At 47.1% G+C, this 23,461-nt stretch carries 22 protein-coding genes; 18 read left to right on the top strand and 4 right to left on the bottom strand.

The annotated features are described in order from the left end of the window. Positions 1–58 precede the first annotated feature (58 nt). The 11 genes from ACYVJM_RS16030 (at position 59) to ACYVJM_RS15980 (ending at position 10,062) form a co-directional block, all read left to right on the top strand. Positions 59–430 (top strand): NADH-quinone oxidoreductase subunit A, encoded by a 372-nt coding sequence (locus ACYVJM_RS16030; RefSeq protein WP_012929574.1) that lies wholly within the window; start codon positions 59–61, stop codon positions 428–430. A gap of 78 nt (positions 431–508) precedes the next feature. Further along, the gene (locus ACYVJM_RS16025; RefSeq protein ID WP_461149249.1) at positions 509–1,054 is read left to right on the top strand and encodes an NADH-quinone oxidoreductase subunit B; all 546 of its coding nucleotides are present in this window, start codon (positions 509–511) and stop codon (positions 1,052–1,054) included. A gap of 84 nt (positions 1,055–1,138) precedes the next feature. Then, the gene (locus ACYVJM_RS16020) at positions 1,139–1,639 is read left to right on the top strand and encodes an NADH-quinone oxidoreductase subunit C (protein WP_461149248.1); all 501 of its coding nucleotides are present in this window, start codon (positions 1,139–1,141) and stop codon (positions 1,637–1,639) included. Positions 1,640–1,726: 87 nt separating this feature from the next. Further along, complete coding sequence (locus tag ACYVJM_RS16015; protein WP_461149247.1) at positions 1,727–2,959, top strand: NADH-quinone oxidoreductase subunit D; 1,233 nt, start codon at positions 1,727–1,729, stop codon at positions 2,957–2,959. Positions 2,960–2,973: 14 nt separating this feature from the next. Next, positions 2,974–3,474 (top strand): NADH-quinone oxidoreductase subunit NuoE family protein, encoded by a 501-nt coding sequence (locus tag ACYVJM_RS16010; RefSeq protein WP_461149246.1) that lies wholly within the window; start codon positions 2,974–2,976, stop codon positions 3,472–3,474. An 8-nt stretch (positions 3,475–3,482) separates the two neighbouring features. After that, a complete protein-coding gene (gene nuoF / locus ACYVJM_RS16005; RefSeq protein ID WP_461149245.1) occupies positions 3,483–4,823 on the top strand; it encodes an NADH-quinone oxidoreductase subunit NuoF in 1,341 nt (446 codons plus the stop codon). A 125-nt stretch (positions 4,824–4,948) separates the two neighbouring features. After that, positions 4,949–6,472, top strand: a complete 1,524-nt coding sequence (locus tag ACYVJM_RS16000) for a hypothetical protein (protein WP_461149244.1) — start codon at positions 4,949–4,951, stop codon at positions 6,470–6,472. Between the two features lie 42 nt (positions 6,473–6,514). Continuing rightward, the gene (locus ACYVJM_RS15995) at positions 6,515–7,606 is read left to right on the top strand and encodes an NADH-quinone oxidoreductase subunit G (protein ID WP_461149243.1); all 1,092 of its coding nucleotides are present in this window, start codon (positions 6,515–6,517) and stop codon (positions 7,604–7,606) included. Between the two features lie 49 nt (positions 7,607–7,655). Then, complete coding sequence (gene nuoH, locus ACYVJM_RS15990; protein ID WP_461149242.1) at positions 7,656–8,810, top strand: NADH-quinone oxidoreductase subunit NuoH; 1,155 nt, start codon at positions 7,656–7,658, stop codon at positions 8,808–8,810. An 89-nt stretch (positions 8,811–8,899) separates the two neighbouring features. Beyond that, a complete protein-coding gene (locus tag ACYVJM_RS15985) occupies positions 8,900–9,466 on the top strand; it encodes a NuoI/complex I 23 kDa subunit family protein (protein ID WP_461149241.1) in 567 nt (188 codons plus the stop codon). 41 nt (positions 9,467–9,507) lie between these two features. Beyond that, positions 9,508–10,062 (top strand): NADH-quinone oxidoreductase subunit J family protein, encoded by a 555-nt coding sequence (locus ACYVJM_RS15980; RefSeq protein ID WP_461149240.1) that lies wholly within the window; start codon positions 9,508–9,510, stop codon positions 10,060–10,062. Positions 10,063–10,128: 66 nt separating this feature from the next. Here ACYVJM_RS15980 and ACYVJM_RS15975 read toward each other — a convergent pair whose 3' ends face one another. Further along, on the bottom strand, positions 10,129–11,292 hold the full coding sequence (locus ACYVJM_RS15975) for a YncE family protein (protein ID WP_461149239.1): 1,164 nt from the start codon (positions 11,290–11,292) through the stop codon (positions 10,129–10,131). 254 nt (positions 11,293–11,546) lie between these two features. Between ACYVJM_RS15975 and ACYVJM_RS15970 the strand changes: the two genes are divergently transcribed. Both ACYVJM_RS15970 and ACYVJM_RS15965 read left to right on the top strand, forming a co-directional pair. Next, positions 11,547–12,725, top strand: a complete 1,179-nt coding sequence (locus ACYVJM_RS15970) for an acetyl-CoA C-acyltransferase (protein ID WP_461149238.1) — start codon at positions 11,547–11,549, stop codon at positions 12,723–12,725. A 245-nt stretch (positions 12,726–12,970) separates the two neighbouring features. Further along, positions 12,971–13,915, top strand: a complete 945-nt coding sequence (locus tag ACYVJM_RS15965; protein WP_461149237.1) for a DUF6089 family protein — start codon at positions 12,971–12,973, stop codon at positions 13,913–13,915. A gap of 6 nt (positions 13,916–13,921) precedes the next feature. On the opposite strand, the gene ACYVJM_RS15960 is transcribed toward ACYVJM_RS15965, so the two are convergent. Then, positions 13,922–15,217: an allantoate amidohydrolase gene (locus ACYVJM_RS15960; RefSeq protein ID WP_461149236.1), complete on the bottom strand. Its 1,296-nt coding sequence runs from the start codon at positions 15,215–15,217 to the stop codon at positions 13,922–13,924. A gap of 265 nt (positions 15,218–15,482) precedes the next feature. Here ACYVJM_RS15960 and ACYVJM_RS15955 point away from each other — a divergent pair, with 265 nt between their 5' ends. The 3 genes from ACYVJM_RS15955 (at position 15,483) to ACYVJM_RS15945 (ending at position 19,560) form a co-directional block, all read left to right on the top strand. Next, positions 15,483–17,282 (top strand): acyl-CoA dehydrogenase family protein, encoded by a 1,800-nt coding sequence (locus tag ACYVJM_RS15955; RefSeq protein WP_461149235.1) that lies wholly within the window; start codon positions 15,483–15,485, stop codon positions 17,280–17,282. Between the two features lie 175 nt (positions 17,283–17,457). Further along, entirely contained in the window at positions 17,458–18,222 is a 765-nt protein-coding gene (locus ACYVJM_RS15950; protein WP_461149234.1) for an OBAP family protein, read from the top strand. A gap of 159 nt (positions 18,223–18,381) precedes the next feature. Continuing rightward, a complete protein-coding gene (locus tag ACYVJM_RS15945; RefSeq protein WP_461149233.1) occupies positions 18,382–19,560 on the top strand; it encodes a Gfo/Idh/MocA family protein in 1,179 nt (392 codons plus the stop codon). 232 nt (positions 19,561–19,792) lie between these two features. Here ACYVJM_RS15945 and ACYVJM_RS15940 read toward each other — a convergent pair whose 3' ends face one another. Further along, positions 19,793–20,173, bottom strand: coding sequence for a hypothetical protein (locus tag ACYVJM_RS15940; RefSeq protein ID WP_461149232.1), 381 nt, complete (start codon positions 20,171–20,173; stop codon positions 19,793–19,795). A gap of 667 nt (positions 20,174–20,840) precedes the next feature. After that, positions 20,841–21,437 carry a hypothetical protein gene (locus ACYVJM_RS15935; RefSeq protein ID WP_461149231.1) on the bottom strand — a complete coding sequence of 199 codons (597 nt, stop codon included), beginning with the start codon at positions 21,435–21,437 and terminating at the stop codon, positions 20,841–20,843. Positions 21,438–22,206: 769 nt separating this feature from the next. On the opposite strand from ACYVJM_RS15935, the gene ACYVJM_RS15930 reads away from it, so the two are divergent. After that, complete coding sequence (locus ACYVJM_RS15930; protein ID WP_461149230.1) at positions 22,207–22,836, top strand: hypothetical protein; 630 nt, start codon at positions 22,207–22,209, stop codon at positions 22,834–22,836. Positions 22,837–22,847: 11 nt separating this feature from the next. Beyond that, a complete protein-coding gene (locus tag ACYVJM_RS15925) occupies positions 22,848–23,357 on the top strand; it encodes a hypothetical protein (protein WP_461149229.1) in 510 nt (169 codons plus the stop codon). The last annotated feature ends 104 nt before the right edge of the window (positions 23,358–23,461 follow it).

The following is a 23,461-nucleotide window of genomic DNA, read 5'->3' as shown; positions in this document are numbered from 1 at the left end:
AATAAATGGGTCTATTGGTTTTATCGCTACCTTTGCGTAGGTACTGTCAACTAACTATATGAACGCAACTTACCTACCGGCCGATTACATACCGGTACTTATTCAATTAGGTCTGGCACTTGGTTTCATTGTAACGACAATGATCGTTACCCACTCAATTGGGCCGAAACGTAATAGCCAGAAAAAGGATGATCCATTTGAGTGTGGTATACCTGTACAGGGCGATGCCCGCACCCCGATTTCTATCAAATATTTCCTGATTGCGATCCTCTTTGTCCTGTTTGATGTGGAGGTTATCTTTTTATACCCCTGGGCCGTAAATTTTAAAGGACTTGGCATGACCGGATTCATTGAAATGGTTCTGTTTATGGGGTTACTTCTGGCTGGTTTCTACTACGTTATCCGTAAGGGTGTTCTGAAGTGGGAATAAGCTTTTAAATGAATTTTCGAACATATTTATTCGTTGTTAGGGTAAGCAACTACAACCGCAACGGCGGACCTTGTTTTTATGGCAACTGATATCAAGCTGGCTGAAGCCCCCGCGAGTTATGATGGACCCGGTTTTTCGGCTACATCATTCGATAAAATAATTGGACTTGCCCGGGCTAATTCGCTCTGGCCATTACCCTTTGCAACCTCCTGCTGTGGTATTGAATTTATGTCGACCATGGCCTCACATTACGATTTGGCCCGTTTTGGTTCGGAACGACCCAGCTTTTCGCCCCGTCAGGCGGATATGTTGCTCGTAGCCGGTACCATTGCCAAAAAAATGGGACCAATTGTGAAGCAGGTATACTTGCAAATGGCAGAACCCCGCTGGGTTATTGCCATTGGTGCCTGTGCATCGAGCGGTGGTATTTTTGATACTTACAGCGTTCTTCAGGGAATTGACCGAATTATTCCGGTCGATGTATACGTTCCTGGTTGCCCACCCCGCCCCGAGCAGATTCTGGAAGGCGTTATGCAAGTACAGGAACTGGCTAAAAACGAGTCTTTGCGCCGTCGGAATACGGAAGAGTATACAAAGCTGCTGAATTCATACAACATTCAATAGAGAACGAGTTCGTGAATAGGTAATCGGCACCAGGCCATGTAGTCTATTCACGAACTTGCCCATTCACTCCTTTATACATTGACAATGCTGACCAACGAAGAAGTTGCGCAGATTATATTAAATCAGTTTGGCGAGAACGTTACGGACTTTGATGATCCGTATAACCTGCTGACCTGCTCAACCAGCCGGGATCAGATCGTTTCCTTAGTCAGGTTTTTGAAAGAACACCCAACGTTACAAATCGGATTCCTGACCGATATAACGGCCATCCATTATCCTGATTCGACGGGCAAAGAGTTCTGCGTTGTCTATCACCTGCATAGCCTGACCAAAAACTTCCGGATACGAATCAAAGTCTATTTAACCACAGACGATCTCCACATCCCGACCCTTATTCCGGTCTTTGCCGGTGCCAACTGGATGGAGCGTGAAACGTTCGACCTGTTCGGTATTCTTTTCGATGGTCACCCCGACCTGCGCCGGATTCTGAACATGGAAGAAATGGATTATCACCCGATGCGCAAAGAATATCCGTTGGAAGATGCCTCTCGGGAAGACAAAATTGATGCACTGTTTGGACGATAAATAACAGGGAAGGAGCGAAAGAGTGAACATGCGGTACGACCAACTGTTTGTCGCTCTTTCACTCTTTCGCTCTTTCGCTCTTTAAATATGGTTTCCGAAGAACTCGATATTGCGAATAAAAACTTACCTGCCGAGCAGGGTCCGGTTCAATACGTTAATGAACTGACAACACTAAACCTCGGCCCTACTCACCCCGCTACTCACGGAATTTTTCAAAACGTCCTGCAAATGGACGGCGAAAAAATCGTGTCGGGCGAGCAGACCATCGGCTACATTCACCGGGCATTTGAGAAAATTGCCGAACGCCGGCCATTTTATCAGATTACTACCCTCACCGACCGCATGAACTACTGCTCGTCGCCCATCAACAACATGGGCTGGCATATGACGGTAGAGAAACTGCTGGGCGTTGAAGTCCCCAAACGGGCTCAGTATATCCGGGTTATCATGATGGAACTGGCCAGACTGGCCGACCACCTGATCTGTAATGGTATTTTGGGTGTTGACACCGGTGCCTTTACGGGCTTCCTCTACATTTACCAGGAACGGGAGCACATCTACGAAATCTACGAAGAAGTTTGCGGTGCCCGGCTTACCACCAACATGGGTCGTATTGGCGGCATGGAGCGTGACCTCTCCCCTACCGCTATTCGTAAGATTAAAGAACTGCTCGTACGGTTTCCGAAAGTGTTGAACGAGTTTGAGAATCTCTTTAACCGTAACCGTATCTTCATGGACCGCGTGGTGAACGTGGGCGGCATTTCGGCCGAACGGGCATTGAGTTATGGCTTTACTGGTCCAAACCTGCGTGCTGCCGGTGTCGACTACGACGTTCGGGTTATGAATCCTTACTCATCGTACGAGGACTTTGAATTCGATATTCCAGTTGGTCAGAGTGGCGATACGTACGACCGTTTTATGGTTCGGAACGAGGAGATGAAACAGAGCCTGCGCATTATTCAGCAAGCCATAAATAACCTCCCCGAAGGATCTTACTTCGCCGATGCGCCCCAGTATTACCTGCCGCCCAAGCAGGAGGTATATAAAAACATGGAAGCCCTCATTTATCACTTTAAGATTGTGATGGGAGAAATCGACGCACCCGTCGGCGAGGTCTATCACGCAGTTGAAGGTGGTAATGGCGAACTGGGCTTCTACCTGATCAGTGATGGTGGACGTACCCCATACCGGCTGCACTTCCGACGTCCCTGCTTTATTTATTATCAGGCCTATCCTGAAATGTGTAAGGGTCTGACGCTGTCTGATGCCATCGTGATCATGAGTAGCATGAACGTCATTGCTGGTGAGCTGGATGCTTAAATTTGCCATTTACTATGACAACTGAAACCAACAGTACTATAACATTTACCCCGGAACGGCTCACTAAGGCACAGGAAATTATTGCCCGATATCCGGAAGGCAAGCAAAAATCAGCTTTGTTACCCTTATTGCATTTATTGCAGGAACAGGAGGGCTGGACCAGCCCTGAGGGTATGGATTATGTTGCCCGGATGCTCGACATTCAACCTATTGAGGTCTATGAAGTAGCGTCATTTTATACCATGTACCACCTTAATCCGGTTGGTAAGCACGTTATCGAATACTGTCGTACAGGCCCCTGCTGCCTGATGGGTGGCGAAGAGGTGTATGCTCATCTCAAGCAGCGACTCGGCATTGATACGGGTCAAACAACCGTAGATGGTCAGTTTACGCTCAAGGAAGTAGAGTGTCTTGCAGCCTGCGGTATGGGACCGGTGTTTCAGATTCGGGAAAAATATTACATGCACCTCACCAACGAACGTGTGGATGAGATCATTGATGAACTGTCGAAATAACCGCACACATGGCTACCAAAATATTAACTGAGCATATCAACGTTCCCGGCATTGAAACGTTCGATGTATACCGGAAGCAGGGCGGCTATACGGCCGTAGAGAAGGCAATAAAGACAATGACACCCGAAGCCATTGTTGAAGAAGTAAAAAAAGCGGGCGTTCGGGGCCGGGGCGGAGCCGGATTCCCCATGGGCATGAAGTGGAGCTTCCTGGCAAAACCGGAGGGCGTTCCCCGTTATCTGGTCTGCAACGCCGATGAGTCGGAGCCGGGTACGTTCAAAGACCATTACCTGATGAAGAACATTCCTCACTTACTAATTGAGGGAATGATTATTTCATCGTTTGCGCTGGGAGCGAACAAGTCGTTCATCTACGTACGGGGCGAGTTAATGTATGTTATTCATATCCTTGAGAAAGCCATTGCCGAAGCGACAGCAAAAGGCTTCTTAGGGAAAAATATTCTCGGCAGCGGCTACGATCTGGAGTTAGTTGTACAGCCTGGTGGCGGTGCATATATCTGCGGTGAAGAAACGGCACTGCTCGAATCGCTGGAAGGTAAACGTGGTAACCCACGAAACAAACCGCCATTTCCAGCCGTAAAAGGACTTTACCAAAGCCCAACGGTCGTTAATAACGTTGAATCCATTGCCACAACGGCCTGGATTGTCAACAACGGGGGCGATGCATATGCGGGCGTAGGTATCGGCCGCAGTACGGGAACCAAATTAATTTCGGCATCGGGTCATATCAATAAACCCGGTGTTTATGAAATAGAACTCGGCGTTCCCGTCGAAGATTTTATTTATGCTGATGAATGGTGTGGCGGCATTCGGCCGGGTCACAAGTTCAAAGCACTCGTTGCCGGCGGCTCATCCGTTCCGATTCTGCCAGCTAATCTGGCTTTGACGTTAGCCAACGGCGAAAAACGCCTGATGAGCTATGAGTCATTGTCCGACGGCGGTTTTGCAACGGGTACGATGTTAGGATCGGGTGGCTTTATCGTGTTCGACGAAACCTCGTGTATTGTACGGAACACATGGAATTTCTCCCGTTTCTACCACCATGAGTCCTGCGGTCAGTGCAGTCCTTGCCGGGAAGGAACTGGCTGGATGGAAAAAGTCCTCCATCGGATCGAGCACGGACACGGACACCAGCAGGATATCGACCTGCTCGTTGATGTGGCCAAGAAGATTGAAGGTAACACCATTTGTCCGCTTGGTGATGCAGCTGCCTGGCCCGTTGCCAGTGCTATTCGTCATTTCCGCGATGAGTTTCAGTGGCATATCGACAATCCTGCCGAAGCTACCCAGCCCGGAGCGGTTTATCGGGGTGATATGGCCTTGGTGTAAGGGGCTGACCACAGTATTGCAAGTGGACGAATTCAACACAGCAAGGTGATTAAATACACCTCTTATTCAACTAATTATGATAAACTCTAAAACTCAAAAGCCTGTAATCACGTAAAACCACCTACATGCAGCGCCTGGTATTAAATTGGTACAATGCCTTCAAAACGAAGGCTTTGTTTTTGACTTTAATTTTTTGCCTGGCCTGCACGATAGTTATTTTTTTTGTGAGGGTAAAATTATCCACAAGCTATTTCCCTGATATTTCCGGTTCAGAGCGTCACACAACATTTGGCATCCAGTTGGTTGCAGATGGACGGCCTTTATACTACAATCCAGAAGCAATTCCTTTCTGGGTTACCCTGTATGGGCCAATCTACGGTCAGATAGTCGGGAATATATACCAGCTAACCGGTTGGGATCCGACAGATACGCACAAGATTCAATTACTGAGCCGACTGGTATCTTTTGCGTTTGTGCTATTAGCGATGGTCGTGGTGTTTATAACGGCTTATAAATACCTTCGATTAGCACTTACACAAACGATATTGTTTTGTTGCCTTGTTTTTGGTGTCCTGCAACACTGGCACCTAACCAATTCTCGGGCAGACAGTCTGCTCTTTTTGTGTACCGTAGCGTACCTATATAGTGCGCTGCGGGGAATAGGCCAGAGTAATCTATGGAATCGCTATTTTCTAACAGCAGTCATTCTGTCAGTAATAAGCTTTTTTGTAAAGCAGAGCGGCATGATTCACATGGCCATCCTGCTGATTTACTTAGGTTTGTTTGGACATTGGCGTATCTTGATTCGCACAGTCGGGTCAATGGCAGTTACGTTTGTAGCGTTAACATTGTTACTGGATGAGGGCGATTATCGGGTGTTTTTTCAAAATCTTTTCATCAATCTGGCGTTGCCACTTTCGCCAGACTGGTTTTACGATTACACGTTTCGACACCTGATTCCAACCGCCAGTTTGCTGATAGCGGTATCCTTTTTAATCAGCATTAAATGGTTGTTCACGGGTACAGATAATCCCAAACGGTTTCTCGCCCTGGCAACATTTATTTTTTTCGGGTTTGCCACGGCAACGGCGTTTAAACATGGTGCAGCCGTAGGCTATTATCACGAATTCGCTTATACCGGCTTGCTGGTAATATTTTGGTATTTTTGTCATGAAGAATCAAATGCGCAAACGAGTGAGTTAGGTCGGTACTTATTGCCGGCGATGATCTGCTTGACCATGCTCTTTTTTGTAAGCAGGCAGATAGAGAAATACATGAGTATGAATAATGATCATTATGCACTCATGTACCGGGATGAATTAATGGTTAAAAAATTTGTGGAGCCTCAACTGTTAGAAAAAGATAAAGTCGTTGTCAGCTTTGGTAACGATTTCGAGGGGTGGATGCTTCATCAAATGCTATTTCGCCATGTGTTAGCCTACTCCGACGATGTTACGCGCTTTTTGTATGATAGCAAAAAGTATGATTTTAGTCAGTTCGATTCATTAGTTAAACAGGGAGGGGTAAGGTTCATTATCACTCCCAAAAAGAATTCGTTGTACTTCTCTGCATTAGATTATACGTTTGACGCAGATGACTATGTATTGACGAAAGAAATAAGCGTGTATCAGATTTATAAGCATAAATAAGGTCACGCGGGAACTTGTTGTTTGTCAACCTAGTAAAAAATTATGGCTGAACAGGAAATAAAGCCGCAACTCTTAAAAGTTACCATCGACGGAATTGAGGTCGAGGTGGAGCCGGGAACAACTATATTGCAGGCTGCCCGAAAAATAGGGCCAGCGGTGGCTCCCCCAGCCATGTGCTATTACCAGCCACTTAAAGGCAGTGGCGGCAAATGCCGGGCTTGTTTAGTACGCGTGGCCGCCGGATCGGCGAAAGACCCACGACCAATGCCAAAGCTGGTCGCTTCGTGTTTGACCGCAGTTCAGGATGGCATGGTCGTTGAAAATGAGACTAGCCCACAGGTTATCGACGCTCGCAATGGTGTCGTTGAATTCCTGCTGCTTAATCACCCGCTCGACTGCCCTGTTTGCGATCAGGCGGGCGAGTGCGACCTTCAAAATTTTGCCTTCGATCATGGCAAAGCAACCACCCGTTACGAAGAAGATCGCCGGACGTTTGAGAAACGGGATATCGGTCCATTCATCCAGTTGCACATGACGCGCTGTATTCTCTGTTACCGGTGTGTTTACACAGCCGATCAGATTACAAACAAGCGTGTTCATGGTGTTATGAATCGGGGCGACGCATCGGAAATCAGTACCTACATCGAGAAAGCCATCGATAATGACTTTTCCGGAAACGTCATTGATGTGTGTCCGGTGGGAGCCTTAACAGATAAAACGTACCGTTTCAAGAATCGGGTCTGGTTTACGAAGCCAGTCGATGCTCACCGCAATTGCCCCACCTGCTCAGGCAATGTAACCCTTTGGTATCGGGGTGATGAAGTGATTCGGGTAACTGCCCGTAAAAACGAGTGGAGTGAAGTAACTGAGTTTATCTGCAACACATGCCGTTTCGAGACGAAAAAGACGAGCGACTGGACCATTGAAGGGCCCACAAAAATATCCCGCAGTTCCGTCATTTCGGCCAACAAATACCGGGCTGATTCAATCAAACCCAGCTTCGGCGAACGCCTGGCCGCTGCGGATTACAAGCCTATCGACGATAAGCGCGACACATCGCAACTGGCTATTCAACAATTACCGGCCGAGCGATTTGCCAAAGTGTTACCCGCTGCCTTAGATCCAGAACCTTAATTATATCAAGGTTTCCGGTTAGCTAACCAGAAACAAAATTTTTATCAAAATGGACTTAACCGTATTACTCGTTAAAGGGATCATTATCCTCGTCATTTTCGGGATAACACTCCTGATTGCGACTTACTCCACTTACGCCGAGCGGAAAGTGGCGGCCTTCCTGCAAGATCGTTTAGGGCCAAACCGGGCAGGCCCGTGGGGGCTTTTGCAACCCATTGCCGATGCGGGCAAGATGTTCTTTAAAGAGGACTTCATTCCGTCGCAGGCCAGCAAGTGGCTGTTTATCCTCGGTCCCTGTCTGGCTATGCTCACGGCTCTGATGTCAAGTGCCGTCATCCCATTTGGAGACAGCATCCGGTTCGATAACTATTCAATTCCTGTTCAGGGTATAGAGATCAACATTGGCGTGCTGTACATTTTCGGCGTTGTATCGCTGGGTGTGTATGGCATCATGGTGGGTGGCTGGGCCTCGAACAATAAGTTTTCGCTCCTGGGCGCTATCCGGGCGGCATCGCAGAACATCAGTTACGAAATTGCGCTTGGCCTTTCGATGATTGCCATTTTGATGATGACCGGATCGCTGTCTGTTCGGGCAATTGTTGATCAGCAGGCTGGTTTCTTCGAGTGGAACATCTTTACTCAGCCCTTGGGCTTTGTTATTTTTCTGACCTGCGCCTTTGCGGAGTGTAACCGTACCCCGTTCGACTTACCCGAGTGCGAAACGGAACTCGTTGGTGGCTACCACACGGAGTATAGCTCCATGAAACTGGGTTTCTATCTGTTTGCCGAGTATATCAATATGTTTGTTTCGTCGGCTTTCGTTTCGGCTTTGTATTTTGGTGGATTCCACTATCCATTCATGAACGAAGTAGGCAGTGCCCTCGAGAAATCGATGGGGGCCATTACCGGTCATAATATTGCAACGGCCATTGGCTTTGTGGTTTTCTTCGGCAAGATTTTCTTCTTCATCTTCTTTTTCATGTGGGTTCGGTGGACGCTTCCCCGTTTCCGCTACGATCAACTGATGAATCTGGGCTGGAAAACGCTCATTCCGCTGTCGATTCTCAACGTTGTGATAACGGGTGCCGGTCTGTTGTACAATTTCAAATATGCAACCTGGGCTATTGTTATTGTGATGGTTCTGATGGTGGTGCTATCCTCAGCGCGGGCACCAAAGCGGGAAGCTGTTCCACAACAAGTTTAAGTTAACTGGTGTCCGGTTGCTGGTTTTACGTTGACTCATGCCGACGCCTGGACTGAAACCTGACTACCATAAACCGAATACTGAAAAGAATGCAACTAACGAATCGATCCAAACAAGTCAGCAATAAAGAAATGACGCTGGCCGAAAAGATGTACCTGCCCGCCATTGTGGGTGGGCTTGCCATCACGATCAGCCACTTTTTTCGTAAAAAGCCGACGATTCAATACCCTGAGGTAAAAAAATACCTCGGTCCCATTTATCGGGGACACCACATCCTGAAACGGGATGAACAGGGCCGCGAGCGTTGTACCGCCTGTGGTCTGTGCGCCGTAGCCTGTCCGGCAGAAGCCATCTCAATGGTAGCGGCAGAGCGCAAAAAAGGGGAGGAAAACTTATACCGGGAAGAGAAATACGCGGCTGTGTACGAGATCAACATGCTGCGTTGCATCTTCTGCGGTTTATGCGAAGAAGCTTGTCCGAAACAGGCCGTTTATCTTCGTCATGACCAGATGGTTCCTGTTTTCCAGGAGCGCGACGAAGTTATTTACGGAAAAGATCGACTGGTCGAGAACATGAACGACCGATATATTCGGGTAGCTAATTCAGAAGTGCAGGCTACGCCAACGGAGCCCAGCCTGACACGGGCTGCTACCTAGCCGACATTTTTCTATTGTTGCTCATTCGACTAAGTTATACAATGACTGAATTTCTAAGTTTTTTCAAGACCCTGACGCCAACCGGCTATCTGTTCCTTTTCCTGACGGTACTTACCCTGTTTAGTGCTATTGGCGTTGTTACCGCGCGTAACCCTATCTACAGCGTACTGGCCTTAATTGCTACGTTCTTCTGCTTATCGGGCCATTATGTGCTGTTGAACGCTCAGTTTCTGGCGGCTGTCAACATTATTGTTTACGCAGGTGCCATCATGGTCTTGTTCCTGTTCACCATCATGTTCCTGAACCTACGGAAAGAAGATGAAGAGTCGAAAACGAACCTGACTAAGATGGCATCGGTGGTCGTTGGCGGCTTGCTGATGATTATGCTGATCACGATTTTCCGGGCCAAAAGCGCACAGGTACCCACGGTCAATGCCAGCTCGTTCAGCGCGAAAACAGGATTGGTTGAAAACTTAGGCCAGTTGCTTTACAGCGATTACATCCTGCCTTTCGAACTTGCCTCTGTACTCTTCCTGGTTGCTATGGTTGGTGCCGTGATGCTGGGCAAACGCGAAGCCGGTGATCGTCACTTCTGATCAGGATTTAATTGATCTTTTGATTGCACAAGCCGCTCGTGTTTCACACGAGCGGCTTTTTTACGCTTAGTTCTTGGCTGATTTCTTTACTTGTCCCAACCCAAACTGATCGCCTGCTGCTACGGCTTTATTACCAGCGAAATGAATCTCAACCATCTTTTCGCTCTGCACATCATTATAATGCTCGTCTTCCAGACCGGCAATGATCTTCCTCGTCTTCACATCAATTACATCGCCGGTTGACGGGTACGCGTATTTGCCATCCAGACTAAACGTAATCCAGCCCGGCATGTCTTTGACCAGAATAGACGTTTTCTGCATCGGCGGCATAACGGTATTGTCGAACACATGAAGGCGATTATTGGCCCCGTCGCATAGCCAGATTTCTTTTTCGTCGGGTGTCATGCCAATCCCATGGCTCGGGCAGCCATGCCGTTTCACTTCACCGATATTAAACCCTTCTACAACCACTCGGTGCAGAAACTTGCCGCTGACCAGATCACCTACCTCAAACCCAAGCAGCCCATTGACATTCACATACACCAGTGTCTGGGCTCCGTTAATCGTAAACGGACGAATGTCGGCGCCAAACGGGCCAACTTTTTTGACAACCGTATGTGTTTTCGCATCGGCCACATTTAGCAGGGTCGACTTAAGGCCAGCCAGATAAACATAGTTGCCGTCGGGTCCGTAAATGGTGTTATGGGCACCAGAATTGGTAATGATCTTTTTAATGATATTCCCGGTTTTAGCGTCAACAACCGTCCAGAACTCTTTCTCCAGCGAGGGCATGTAAATCGTCTGCCCGTCCGGCGAGATCGAAATACGGTCAACGCCCCCTTCATATTGCTTTTCCCAAAGTAGCTTCTCCGTAGTCAGATCAATACATTGAAGCGCTTCCAGCGTACTGATGTACAGACAGTTCGTAGCCAAACTAACATCAACGCCTTTCACGTTGGAAGGCTTGCCATCTTTACTGAATCCACCGGTTTTAATGAACTTTACGAACCGGTGGTTATTATCAATATCGAACACCTGAACCCCGTGCCCGCCATAGCCCAGGTAATTGCGAACACCGGGCGTGACAACGTATAAATACCGCTGCACTTTGGGCGCTGTTTCGGTACTGCTCCACGACAAAGGAGCGGTTGATAAAGGTATCCAACCGGTTGCCGTAACAAGAAGCAGACTGGTAAGCAATAGAAAGAAGGCGTTAATTTTCGGTTTCATAACTTGGAGCTTAACGGAATGGGACCAACGACGGCCCACGGATATAAAGGTCCATTGCCTTTAATTATCCTCACGGCAGCCGAAACCCGAGTACCCGCGAGACTGTACCTAAAACAAGCTATGCAGAATTGCACTTATCAAAAGAAAATAGTATGCTTGCATAATAATTTGACGAAGCACTGTAATTTTTCGTTTGAAAATTCAGTTATTGTCTTGAATTTCCTGCTTAACCAGTAAATCAACATCGCATCTTTATGGACGCATACATTGTAGCCGGATATCGCACAGCCGTGGGTAAAGCACCGCGTGGCGGTCTCCGCTTTACCCGCCCCGATGATATGGCGGCCGAAGTTATCAAGCATTTACTAAGCCAGGTTCCTACACTGGACCCGGCCCGCGTTGAAGATTTGATTGTAGGCAATGCCGTACCCGAAGCCGAACAGGGTATGCAGATTGCCCGCTACATAGCCTTACTTTCATTACCCAACAGTGTTCCTGGCATGACCATCAATCGGTACTGCGGTTCAGGTCTGGAAGCTATTGCTATTGCTTCGGCAAAGATCCACGCCGGACTAGCCGATTGTATCATTGCCGGTGGCACCGAGTCAATGTCGATGGTACCCGTAATGGGCTGGAAAACAGCGTTGAATTACGAAATAGCCAAAACGCATCCCGACTATTATATCGGTATGGGCCTTACGGCCGAACAGGTTGCCCAGCAGTTCAACATTAGCCGCGACGCACAGGATGAATTTGCCTACGCTTCTCACGTGAAGGCGCTGGCCGCTCAGAAAGAGGGCAAATTTGCCGACGAAATTGTTCCTATTAAGGTAAGCGAAACGTATTTCGACGCGGAGAGTAACAAGAAAAAAACACGTGAGTGGACCGTTGCTCAGGACGAAGGTCCTCGGAAAGATACCAGTGCCGAAGGTCTGGCCAAGTTGAGGCCTGTTTTTGCGGCAGGTGGGTCCGTTACGGCCGGAAACTCGTCGCAAACATCAGACGGAGCCGCTTTTGTGGTGGTGATGTCCGAACGGTTGGTCAATGAGTTGAATTTACAGCCCGTTGCCCGTATGGTATCGTACGCTACCGCCGGCGTAGAACCTAAAATTATGGGGATCGGACCGGTGGCGGCTATCCCCATCGCCCTGAAAAAAGCAGGTCTGCAACAGAACGATATTGACCTGATTGAACTGAATGAAGCCTTTGCTGCACAGTCGCTGGCGGTTATTCAGGAACTGGGTTTAGATCCGGAAAAGATCAATCCGAACGGTGGTGCGATTGCATTGGGTCACGCGTTGGGCTCAACCGGGGCACGACTGTCGGTGCAACTATTGAACGAAATGCGCCGTCGCGATCAGAAATACGGTATGGTTTCAGCCTGCGTTGGTGGCGGGCAGGGTGTTGCCGGAATTTTTGAGCGCCTGAACTAACGGATAAATAATAAAATAGAGCATAAATGGCTGGGTGCTGAACTGATCAATCAGGTTCAGCACCCAGCCATTTTTTTCATACAATTACGGTCTGCTCTGTGTCAACAATGCCTTGTAATTATTACCAAACTCAGAGAGGAATTCAATGATAATGAGGTGAATTATCGGTAGACGGTGAAGTTTTCGGCAAACGTTGCCGCAAGGAATTTTTTTTCATAGTTTGGCTACTTATTCACCGAATTTGTATGAAATTTAGCCTTATTGCAATCTTTATTGTCCACATAAGTTTACTTGAAGTTCAGGCACAGCGTCGTATCAGGCAGTATGCTATCCCTTATTCCGAAATTGGTCTCGGGGCGGGTTCATCGATTTATCGGGGAGATCTGGCACCTATAAGCCAACTGGTACAGCGCATTGCCCCACTGCCCCGCTGGAACGTTGGGCTGAACTACATTCGTCATCTCACACCTTATTTTTCCGCTCGAGCCTCGTTTACCTGGGTACGTTTAGTTGGCGACGATTATACCTATACGAAAGACAACCCGAACCTGTATCCGATCCAGTTTCAGCGAAACCTGCATTTCAGAAATGACCTGAAAGAAGTCGCCGTAAGCGGTATCTACCAACTTTATCCGGAAACAACACGTCCCTCGCAGCGTCCGTCCTTAACCCCCTATGCTACGCTGGGTTTGGCGGTGGTGGCTCACAATCCGCAGGCACGGCTGCCCACCCGCCTGTCCGGCGATGGGTTAGGCGACTGGACAGATTTACAACCAATGGGAACCGAAGGACAGGGGCAACCCGGCTACGCAAAGCCCTATCCGCTTATTACACTGGCTATACCCGTGGGGGTGGGTCTTCGCTGGAAGCTCAACAAAAGCCTGAACCTATCGGCCGAGCTAAGCTTTCGGTACACCTTTACCGACTACCTCGACGATGTGAGTGGCCTTTACCCCAATAAAAGTGATCTCTCCAGTGAACAGGCAGCTATGCTTTCTGATCGACGTAACGAAGCCACCGATGCCCGCACAGGCCAAAGCCGAACGTATGAACTGTCCACCCTGACGAACGTAGCAACCAATGTGAGACGCGGATTACCGGGTAACGACCTGTATATACTCACTCATCTGGCTGTTCATTACCTGATTCCAACGCCGGTGAAGTGTTTTACTAACAATCATAAGCGCTGACGTTTTTCATTTTGCCCGGTCGATGGCCAGAAGCGTTTGCAGTAATACAGTAGCCCCGTTACCAATATCGACGCCCTTCGAAAACTCTTTAGGCGAATGGCTGATGCCGCCGACACTGGGGATGAAGATCATGCCTACCGGAGCAATTTGCGCTATTTCCTGCGAATCATGACCAGCCCCGCTCTGCATATACCGGTAAGAAAGCCCCAGCGATTTGGCAGCACCACTAATCTTGTCCTGGATGGTTTTAGCCGTTAGCGCGGGGATAACGGGCACGCCCGACTGCGCGAAGGTAATGGTCGTTTCAGACGCTTTGGCAATTTGGCTGGCCCTGCGCTCGAGCTCACGAAACAGCATCCAGATCTTATCGTACGACAGATCCCGGATTTCTACACCCAATACTACTTTACCCGGAATAACATTGTACGCACCCGGCTCGACCGAGATTTTGCCAACTGTTCCCACTTGCCGACCTTCATGACTCGTAACTACCTCATTCAGCGCGATGATGAGTTTGGAAGCTGCCAGCAGCGCATCGCGACGGATATTCATAGGCGTCGTACCAGCATGGTTGGGCGTGCCCTCAATCGTTGCGTCCCAGTGTTCAATCCCGACGATACCCTCGACGATACCGATCTGCTGATTTTCAGTCATTAGAATACCACCCTGCTCGATGTGCAGTTCGATGAAAGCAGTCAGGTCCCCTTTCTTTCTAACCACTTTGCTCAGGCTATCCGGATTGCCGCCGATGGCCCGGATGCCCTCGGCGATGGTTAGCCCGCTTTGGCTCACCGACTTCAGCGCAGCCGGGGTAATTTTACCGATCATGGCACCGCTGCCTACGGTGCCCCCTTCTTCATTCGCAAAAATGATCAGTTCCAGCGGGTGTTCGGTAACGATCTTGTTTTCATTGAGCGTCTCGATCAACTCCAGCCCACTAATTGACCCCACGGGGCCGTCGTAATTACCGCCATTGGGAACGCTATCAATGTGCGAGCCAAAAGCGATGGGCTTCAAGGCCGGGTTTTTCCCTTTCCGGCGACCAATTATATTGCCTGCGTAGTCAATCGTTACGTCGAGCCCGGCTTTCTTCATCAGGGCGATAAAGTAAGCCCGACCTTCCAGATCGGCTTTGCTATAGGCCACCCGTCCTATCCCACCATTAGGCAGCTCGCCAAATTTTGACAACTCCAGCAGGCGATTTTGAATCCGCTGCGGATTGATTTTCAGGCTCTGAAAGGGCACCTGAGCCGTTGCCAAAAACGAAATCAGAACCAAACAGCTAAGTAGTGATTTTCTCATAAATTATCAGACAGGGATTGGTTTACCAATGACCATGATGTGCCCCAGTTTATAGGCAGATGATAAGAAGGCAAGTAACTAAATTTTAGACCGTTCGGCGCATTTTTTTGGGTAATAAGACCCATTCTGACACCCACGTTCCAAGTTGAACACAGGCAGAGACACAGTAAACAAAAAATATTATTAGTATGCTTGCATACTAATTTTGAATTGACTTTATTTGTTAACGAATTAGTATGCAAGCATAATAAACTCTTTTTTCAACATGATTGCGACAGAACCAAAAGCTTCCTTAAAAGGTGGCGAATTTCTGATCAAAGAAACGCAGGCAGCACAGGTCTTTATTCCTGAAGAATTTACCGAAGAGCAGCAGATGATTGCGGCTACCTGCCGCGAGTTCCTGGAACGTGAAATCTGGCCGCGTCTGAATGAAATTGATAATGCCAAATCGCCGGAGCTGATCTCATCGCTGATGGACAAAGCCGGTGAATTGGGTATTTTGGGCACTTCGGTTCCTGAAGAATACGGCGGTTTTGGTACTAATTTCAATACATCCATGCTGGTTGCCGAAGTAACCGGCGCCGGGCATTCGTTCTCGGTGGCCCTTTCGGCTCACACAGGGATCGGTACATTGCCTATCGTATACTATGGTAACGAAGAGCAAAAAGCCAAATACCTGCCTAAACTGGCCTCTGGCGAGTGGAAAGCCGCTTACTGCCTCACCGAGCCGGATTCGGGTTCAGATGCCAACTCCGGCAAGACGAAAGCAACGCTGACCGAAGATGGTAAATACTACGTTCTGAATGGTCAGAAAATGTGGATCACCAACGGTGGTTTCGCGGATGTGTATATCGTATTTGGTAAAATTGATGCAGACAAAAACCTGTCGGCGTTCATTGTTGAGCGGGGTTATGAAGGCATCACCATGAATGAGCCGGAGCACAAAATGGGTATCAAAGGCTCCGACACCCGCCAGATTTTTTTCAACGATTGTAAAGTGCCCGTCGAAAACTTATTGTCTTCGCGCGAAAACGGCTTTAAAATCGCGGTAAATATCCTAAACATTGGTCGGATTAAACTGGGCATTGCCGCCATTGGGGGCTCGAAAGAGGTGATCAACAACGCCATTCGGTATTCCAACGAACGCAAACAGTTTAAAACGGCGATTTCGCAATTCGGCGCTATCAAGCATAAACTGGCCGAAATGGCGCTGAAGGTATATGCATCTGAAACGGCTTCGTACCGCGCCGGTCAGAACATCGACGATCTTATTGAAGACCTGAAAGGGCAGGGAATGGACGATGCCTCCGCTAAACTGAAAGCACTGGAACAGTTCTCCATTGAGTGTGCCATCATGAAAGTGCATGGTTCCGAAGTGCTGGATTATGTGGTCGACGAAGGCGTTCAGGTGTACGGCGGCATGGGCTACTCGGCCGATGCCCCTATGGACCGTTCGTATCGCGATGCCCGGATTAACCGGATTTTTGAAGGTACTAACGAAATCAACCGGATGCTCGTCGTGGATATGCTGCTGAAGCGGGCCATGAAGGGTGAACTCGATCTGATGGGCCCGGCTATGGCCGTTGCTAAAGAGATCATGTCGATCCCCGATTTCAATTCGGACGAGGAAGAAGGCGTGTTCGTTGCGGAGAAGAAAGTTATTCGTAACCTCAAGAAAGCCGCCCTGATGGTGTCGGGTGCTGCCGTTCAGAAGTTCATGATGAACCTCTCGAACGAGCAGGAAATCCTGATGAACGTAGCCGACATGGCCATTGAAATCTACGTAGCGGAATCGGTACTGCTGCGCGTTGAGAAGCTGATCGGCATCCAGGGCGAAGAAGCGGTTGCGCTCCAGAAACAAATGGCGCTGGTGTATCTGCACGAAGCCGTCGAGAAAGTGAACAACGCGGGTCGGGCGGCCATCACATCGTTTGCCGAAGGCGATGAGCTACGCGGTATGCTGATGGGGTTGAAACGGTTCACGAAAATTGAGCCGATGAACCTGAAAGACGCCCGTCGCCAGATTGCCGACGCCATGATTGCCGAGAACAAATATATTTTCTAATCATCAACAGCTAAAGTTAAACGGGCCGACTCTGTTTCAGGGTTGGCCCGTTTGTTTTGTCATACGGCTGAATAAGGCCGTTTAATTAAACAGCACGAACCGAATCCTTACATCCGTTCGTGACCCCTAAACAATGACGCATTACAGTCGTTGAGTAAGCCTATCAATGTAGCTTATGATGGCTTCCTTCAACGCCCGATCCATTCTGTCGATCATTGTACTTCTCTCTCTGCTGAACTGTGGTGGAAAAAATACTTCCTCAAACGTTCAGTCGCCGGGCAGCGAAAAGACGGCTAAAACAAAAACGCTGGAAACGGGTGCGGATCTACTTCAGAACAAAGCACCGCTTAATAAGCTGAACATGTATCTGGATGGCTTTCATTTTTACAACGGCCAGATGGATAGCCAGATGGAAGCGCACCATTATTGCTCAAGCATCAACGAAGACCTTACCCAGTGCGTTATTTACGATGGCAATGGGGAAAACGCCAAGATCATGGGCGTCGAATATATCGTCTCCGAAAAGCTGTTCAAAACCCTGCCCGCCGAAGAAAGGAAGCTCTGGCATAGTCATGTACACGAAGTAAAATCAGGTCAGTTGATTGCTCCCGGCATTCCGCAGGTAGCCGAACATGAACTGATGGAAAAACTGGTGTCTACCTACGGTAAAACATTCCACACCTGGCACACCGACCGTGAGTTGACCCTCCCCGTTGGCCACCCGATGATTATGATGGGTTTCACCAAAGACGGCCAAACAGACCCCAGGATGGTTGCCGACCGGGATAAACGGTTCAACGTGTCCACGGCCAAGAACAGGGAAAACCGGGCTGATATTCCGGCACCGGCTATTTTGCCGGGGGCCAACGCCTGGCAGCAGGGGGAAGTTCGTCAGTTGGAGGTGGTGAACGAGGCTGGCCCCGCTCACACCCACAAGTAATCCGGTGAATGCACACCGCCCGGCCTCGTTCAGACCAATTTTTATCGAAAGAACATGTGCATTGATGCTGGTAGAAAATCCAGCTTCGGTGCTTTTTTCATGGACTTAGAAGCACCATACGTTTCTGTAGCTTCATTAAGTCTCTCAAAACGGCTACTCATGAAAAACCAAGATTACAATTCCCGACGCACCTTTTTACGTAACCTCGGCGCAGGTGCTTCGGCACTATCCCTGCCCCTTGCCGGTTTCGGCGAAACGCTGACGTATCAGCATGAGCACAGCGGCATTCATTCGCTCGTGACTAACCTCGATTCGATACGTTCATCACAACCGGGTCGTAAGCTGGGGATCGCGCTCGTTGGGCTGGGAGGCTACAGCAAAAACCAGCTGGCTCCCGCCCTGCAACAAACCCAATACTGCCGACTGGCGGGTATCGTAACGGGCACCCCGGCCAAAGCCACCGAGTGGATGCAGAAATACAACATCCCGAAGGAGAACGTTTACGACTACAAGAACTTCGACCGCATTGCCGACAACAAGGATATCGACGTGATTTACGTCGTGCTGCCCAACTCGATGCACGCCGAATACGTGATTAAAGCTGCCCAGGCTGGTAAGCACGTCATCTGCGAGAAGCCCATGGCCATTTACCCGAAGGAGTGCCAGGCCATGATCGATGCCTGTAAAAAGGCGAACAAACAACTGGCCATTGGTTACCGGCTGCACTACGAGCCATTCACCAAAGAAGTGATGCGACTGGGGCAGGAAAAGGTATTTGGCGCCGTTAAATTCATTGAAAGCAGCGACGGGTTCCGGAGTGGCGACCCTACGCAATGGCGATTGAAAAAAAGTATGGCCGGGGGCGGCCCCCTGATGGACGTAGGTATTTATGCCATTCAGGGCACCCGGTACATAACGGGTGAAGAACCCATTACGGTATCGGCACAGTTTGCGCCAAAAACAGATCCTGTGAAATTTAAAGATGTTGAAGAAACGATGTTCTGGCAGTTTGAATTTCCAGGGGGTGCCGTTTCCAACTCGACAACAAGCTATGCAGCGGGTGTTGAACGACTTTACGCTTCCTGCGAAAAAGGCTGGTTTGAACTTTCTCCGGCATTCGGGTACGGTCCGCTGAAAGGCCGCACTAGTAAAGGCCCGATCGAGATGCCCGTTGTGAACCACCAGGCCGCTCACATGGACGGTGTCTGCAAAGACCTCCTCGACGGCAAACAACTCCCCGATCACGTAACCGGTGCCGAAGGACTGCGCGATGTGACGCTGTTGCAAGCCATCTACCGGGCCGCCGAAACCGGTCGAAAGATCAATTTAAAAGCCTGATCTCGCTACGTAAAAGAAGCTCACCCGGAACCGTAAAATCGTCGGCTGGGTGAGCTTCTTTTGTTGCTATCCTGTTAAGCGTGAATTTCATGTAGCTAAACTTTATGTTTTTATGCTGTTGCTGTTAGCAAAAACAGTACTATTCGGTGTTAGAAATAATATGATACTCCCCGGCAGTTAATTGTATTTTTTTAGGTTGATTAACACAATGCCACTTATACAACAAGACTTTTTAAGAACCTGCATTAATTACAGCGCCGATTTTAACTTGACCTTCTTTTGCACCTTTGGGCAAATAAAAAATTTCTGCACCATTGCCCTCATAAAAGTCAATCTTGCATTTGTAATCAACTGCCTTCTGAGTGAATGTAGAATCAAATAAAATAGCCTGAGATGGCAAACCAACAATCCGAATATTAAATGCTGAATCTATAGTACCGTTAACTAGTAGATCGATATTTGACGGTTTATCATTAGTCTTCATATACACTTTGAACGCTTCTTGTATCGACACATCTTTGATGTTGAAGGTCTTGGTGTCATTTACATAAAGAATGTATCCTGAAACTATGGCAACTAAGACCTGAACCATTAGATAAAAGGGCTTTTTCATTGTAGTAGGCTGAAGGTTATATCTAAGATAAATTCATTAACATAAAAATAGTGGCTGTTGCAAAAGTCAACAGGAATGTTAATTCAACTGCCAAGTAAGCCATTTCTGCCTAGTAAACAGAGTGGAATTGGCAACTAATTCAAGGCCATTTACCCTCATACCAGACTTTTGCAACAGCCACAATAGTTATAGAACGAGCCTGGAATAAGTACCACTAATGACCGTATTTCGATCTGTGGCAACTTTAGTATTTTTCGTAGTGAAGTGTCTATACATTGCCACGGCTATGATAAGGTTGATTAGAAATAGAATACCTGCCTTAATTAATCCTTTCTTACCTTTCTCTCTATAGATATAAGCGAAACCGGCTACCCATGAATAAATGGCTAGTAAAGCGAAAAATAAATAGAAATACCAGGGTAATTGATTCAGGTGTTCCATTGAAAAATTCAAAATAAAGTCCTCCTTTATACCCTTCGCATACTGTACAAATCCTAGACCTGTTCTATAACTAACGTGGCTGTTGCAAAAGTCTGGTTGGGGGCCGGAGAACTAGGTTTACCCGTCAGCTACCAGCCACAAGATGGTTGTCCGGATCAACTAAGTTTATAGAGTGGCCTAGTTACTTTTGCAACAGCCACGCCATTTATATAACAGTAAAATATAGCTAGTACTGCTCATATTCATACGTTGCTGTGTATGTACCCATTGATTTTATTAAGTTACCGTAGGAATCATACTCATAGGTATAGCCTGGCTGGATTATATTATTCTGGTTTAAGATATTATTTTCATAAAACGTATTCTGTTTTGCCGAATTGAATAGATCTGGCTCCGGAACTCCAGAGTAGAGGCCATAAAAGGGATTAGGCTTGTTGTCAAACTGGTAAGTCCGGATATAATTAAAATCACTTAGGGTCGTCTGAACAGACGATTTTTTTATTGCTACTACGTTACCACCGGCGTAGGTGTATTCATAGGTGTAGTCTTCCCCAAAAACATCATTAAAAAATGTTAGTCTGCTGGGGAATCGAGAATTACTCGCGTAGACTACACGGATCGTTTGCGAAGCATACGTATCTATGACATTAGGCGACAAATACAACGTGTATTTTATAGTAATAACGTTCCCTTTATCGTCGTATTCGTACGTGTAACGGGACGAGTTTACGGTGCCCGGTGCCGAATAATCAGGCTGTTGCTCGAAGCTAACTAATTGTCCCTGATCGTTATATATCAGGAGACTATTGTAGTAGATATCCAAGTTGTTCCCTTTGGCTCGCTGTGTATATGCTTTATAAATACGTGCCAGTTGTCCTTTAGTGTTGTAACTATAAACAGTCGTTGAATTTTCTTGGTTGCCCCCCTGTACAGTCATTTTACTGATACGAAATCTGGGTGAAGAGGGTATGCGAGGGCTTTGACAGGCAGTGAACAATAGAAATAGCGCACATACGCTAATCCAGTTAATGATCTTGAGTTTCGTTGGAGACATATTTTTAAAAGGGATGTAACAGATATTTTGACACGAAAGGGATATAATAAGCGCAATTATACTTTTCACACTACTTATATTCCTTTTGCTGGTGAATAGAAACAAAGAATAAAAGGTAAGTGGTCACCCTGGTAACTTTTGGCAGAACTACCCCATCTTGGTTCTTAATAAACGGCAGTGAGTGAGGAGATGCACGGCTCCGCAACTACTATTTTTGTAGGAAAACTACAAATAGAGGAAACTCTCCTCAATGGAGACTTTCCTCTATTTGTAGTTTTTATCCCTTTGCATAAATAGAGTAGCTGTTGCAAAAGTCCAAAACGGGTATAAGGGCCTTCGAGGAACGGCTAATTTCATTCCGTTTACAAGTCAAAACCTGCTTACTTGGTAGGGGTTTTCGTAGTCCATTGACTTTTGCAACAGCCACGCTACTTATACAACAGTTTTTTGCTATCAGATTCCAACTGTTGTGTATACTATAAACTCTATTAAGTTTTAAAATAATCATATGTTTATTAAGCTAATAACTTTACTACTGATGACAGTTGGGCTCTTTGGGAAAATCTATGCCCAAACAGAGGCTGAATTTTATCAGCAGTCAAGTCGAGTTAATAGTGGTATAGGTTTTCGTGTAGGTATCAATTATTCTGTACCAGCTGTAACTGCCGCTGTTGTACCCACAAGTAATTCCCTGTCAACTAGTTATTTAGAAGGTGTAGAATCTAAATTTGGCTATTATATAGGCGGTTATTTATATAAAAATATTGCTCGTGATCAGTTAATACTTAGGCTAGATGCTACTATGCAAATGAAAGCACTTAGGGCTGCTTACAATAACAAGACTGTTGCCAATCCCACTTATTATTATCTTGGAGTAACACCACTCATTGGATTGCATTTGACGAATAGATTGATCGTTTACACAGGTCCAGAAATTAACCTACAAGTAGCTAGACAAACTGTATGGGGAAAGGGAGCACCTCTTGAAGTAGGAACAGCTTTGCGACTCACCTACAAGATCAGCAGATTTGCGTTGGAGGTAGGTTATTTTAGAGGGTTTACAAAGATTGATAGATTTGAAATTTACAACTTACCAGGGGGACCGGGTATCAACGATATCTACAATCAAAATGTACAGATCGGTTTAACTTATCAGAAAAGCCGATAAATCAACTTACAATGAAAAGACTCCTCTTACTCTTCGTTATCTTAATAACATGCTCATTCGTACAAGCTCAGGGTAGAATTTACGATATAGCTTTCGACTCAGTTCAGTATCAATATGGACGATCTTTTAAAGCTAAACAACTTATTAAGGCAGGAGTAGGATTGCCCCTTTTTCAACAGAGTTCAGTATCGCCTACTTGGAAAACCTTCGCGCTTGATATAACAGCAGAACATAAAATCAACAAAGCTGTATCTATAATTGGTGGATTAGAAACCCAATATAATTTTAGTCAGTATGCTCAGCTTTATAATCTGAATATGCCGCTTGGATTACGCTATTACTTTTCATTAGGTAAGCGAATGAAAAAACGAGATGATTCTCATAGCTTTTTTAGCTATTACATAGCCGTCCAAACAAACAATTCGCTTTTTTCTAGTCTCTATTATGATACACCGAACCCAGCTGTAGAAAGATATTATAGGGGTCAATTTTTAGACCACGTATGCTACTGGAAAATCTAGTCAGAATCCAGTATGAATACGTATCTTAATGATTTGTTAGGCTATAAGAAAAAGAAAACTCGACACCTATTCCGCTGGAAGGTCGTCGAAGCCTATCGCGCCGA

It is taken from the genome of Spirosoma pulveris, from assembly GCF_054781875.1.
The sequence above is the reverse complement of the archived record's forward strand: the minus strand, read 5'-3'. Positions and strand labels throughout refer to the sequence as shown.

Excerpts from the sequence above, each read along its gene's own strand:
- ACYVJM_RS16030 (WP_012929574.1), top strand. The coding sequence starts at position 59 with ATGAACGCAACTTACCTACCGGCCGATTACATACCGGTACTTATTCAA.
- ACYVJM_RS16025 (WP_461149249.1), top strand. The coding sequence starts at position 509 with ATGGCAACTGATATCAAGCTGGCTGAAGCCCCCGCGAGTTATGATGGA.
- ACYVJM_RS16020 (WP_461149248.1), top strand. The coding sequence starts at position 1,139 with ATGCTGACCAACGAAGAAGTTGCGCAGATTATATTAAATCAGTTTGGC.
- ACYVJM_RS16015 (WP_461149247.1), top strand. The coding sequence starts at position 1,727 with ATGGTTTCCGAAGAACTCGATATTGCGAATAAAAACTTACCTGCCGAG.
- ACYVJM_RS16010 (WP_461149246.1), top strand. The coding sequence starts at position 2,974 with ATGACAACTGAAACCAACAGTACTATAACATTTACCCCGGAACGGCTC.
- nuoF (WP_461149245.1), top strand. The coding sequence starts at position 3,483 with ATGGCTACCAAAATATTAACTGAGCATATCAACGTTCCCGGCATTGAA.
- ACYVJM_RS16000 (WP_461149244.1), top strand. The coding sequence starts at position 4,949 with ATGCAGCGCCTGGTATTAAATTGGTACAATGCCTTCAAAACGAAGGCT.
- ACYVJM_RS15995 (WP_461149243.1), top strand. The coding sequence starts at position 6,515 with ATGGCTGAACAGGAAATAAAGCCGCAACTCTTAAAAGTTACCATCGAC.
- nuoH (WP_461149242.1), top strand. The coding sequence starts at position 7,656 with ATGGACTTAACCGTATTACTCGTTAAAGGGATCATTATCCTCGTCATT.
- ACYVJM_RS15985 (WP_461149241.1), top strand. The coding sequence starts at position 8,900 with ATGCAACTAACGAATCGATCCAAACAAGTCAGCAATAAAGAAATGACG.
- ACYVJM_RS15980 (WP_461149240.1), top strand. The coding sequence starts at position 9,508 with ATGACTGAATTTCTAAGTTTTTTCAAGACCCTGACGCCAACCGGCTAT.
- ACYVJM_RS15975 (WP_461149239.1), bottom strand. The coding sequence starts at position 11,292 with ATGAAACCGAAAATTAACGCCTTCTTTCTATTGCTTACCAGTCTGCTT.
- ACYVJM_RS15970 (WP_461149238.1), top strand. The coding sequence starts at position 11,547 with ATGGACGCATACATTGTAGCCGGATATCGCACAGCCGTGGGTAAAGCA.
- ACYVJM_RS15965 (WP_461149237.1), top strand. The coding sequence starts at position 12,971 with ATGAAATTTAGCCTTATTGCAATCTTTATTGTCCACATAAGTTTACTT.
- ACYVJM_RS15960 (WP_461149236.1), bottom strand. The coding sequence starts at position 15,217 with ATGAGAAAATCACTACTTAGCTGTTTGGTTCTGATTTCGTTTTTGGCA.
- ACYVJM_RS15955 (WP_461149235.1), top strand. The coding sequence starts at position 15,483 with ATGATTGCGACAGAACCAAAAGCTTCCTTAAAAGGTGGCGAATTTCTG.
- ACYVJM_RS15950 (WP_461149234.1), top strand. The coding sequence starts at position 17,458 with ATGATGGCTTCCTTCAACGCCCGATCCATTCTGTCGATCATTGTACTT.
- ACYVJM_RS15945 (WP_461149233.1), top strand. The coding sequence starts at position 18,382 with ATGAAAAACCAAGATTACAATTCCCGACGCACCTTTTTACGTAACCTC.
- ACYVJM_RS15940 (WP_461149232.1), bottom strand. The coding sequence starts at position 20,173 with ATGAAAAAGCCCTTTTATCTAATGGTTCAGGTCTTAGTTGCCATAGTT.
- ACYVJM_RS15930 (WP_461149230.1), top strand. The coding sequence starts at position 22,207 with ATGACAGTTGGGCTCTTTGGGAAAATCTATGCCCAAACAGAGGCTGAA.
- ACYVJM_RS15925 (WP_461149229.1), top strand. The coding sequence starts at position 22,848 with ATGAAAAGACTCCTCTTACTCTTCGTTATCTTAATAACATGCTCATTC.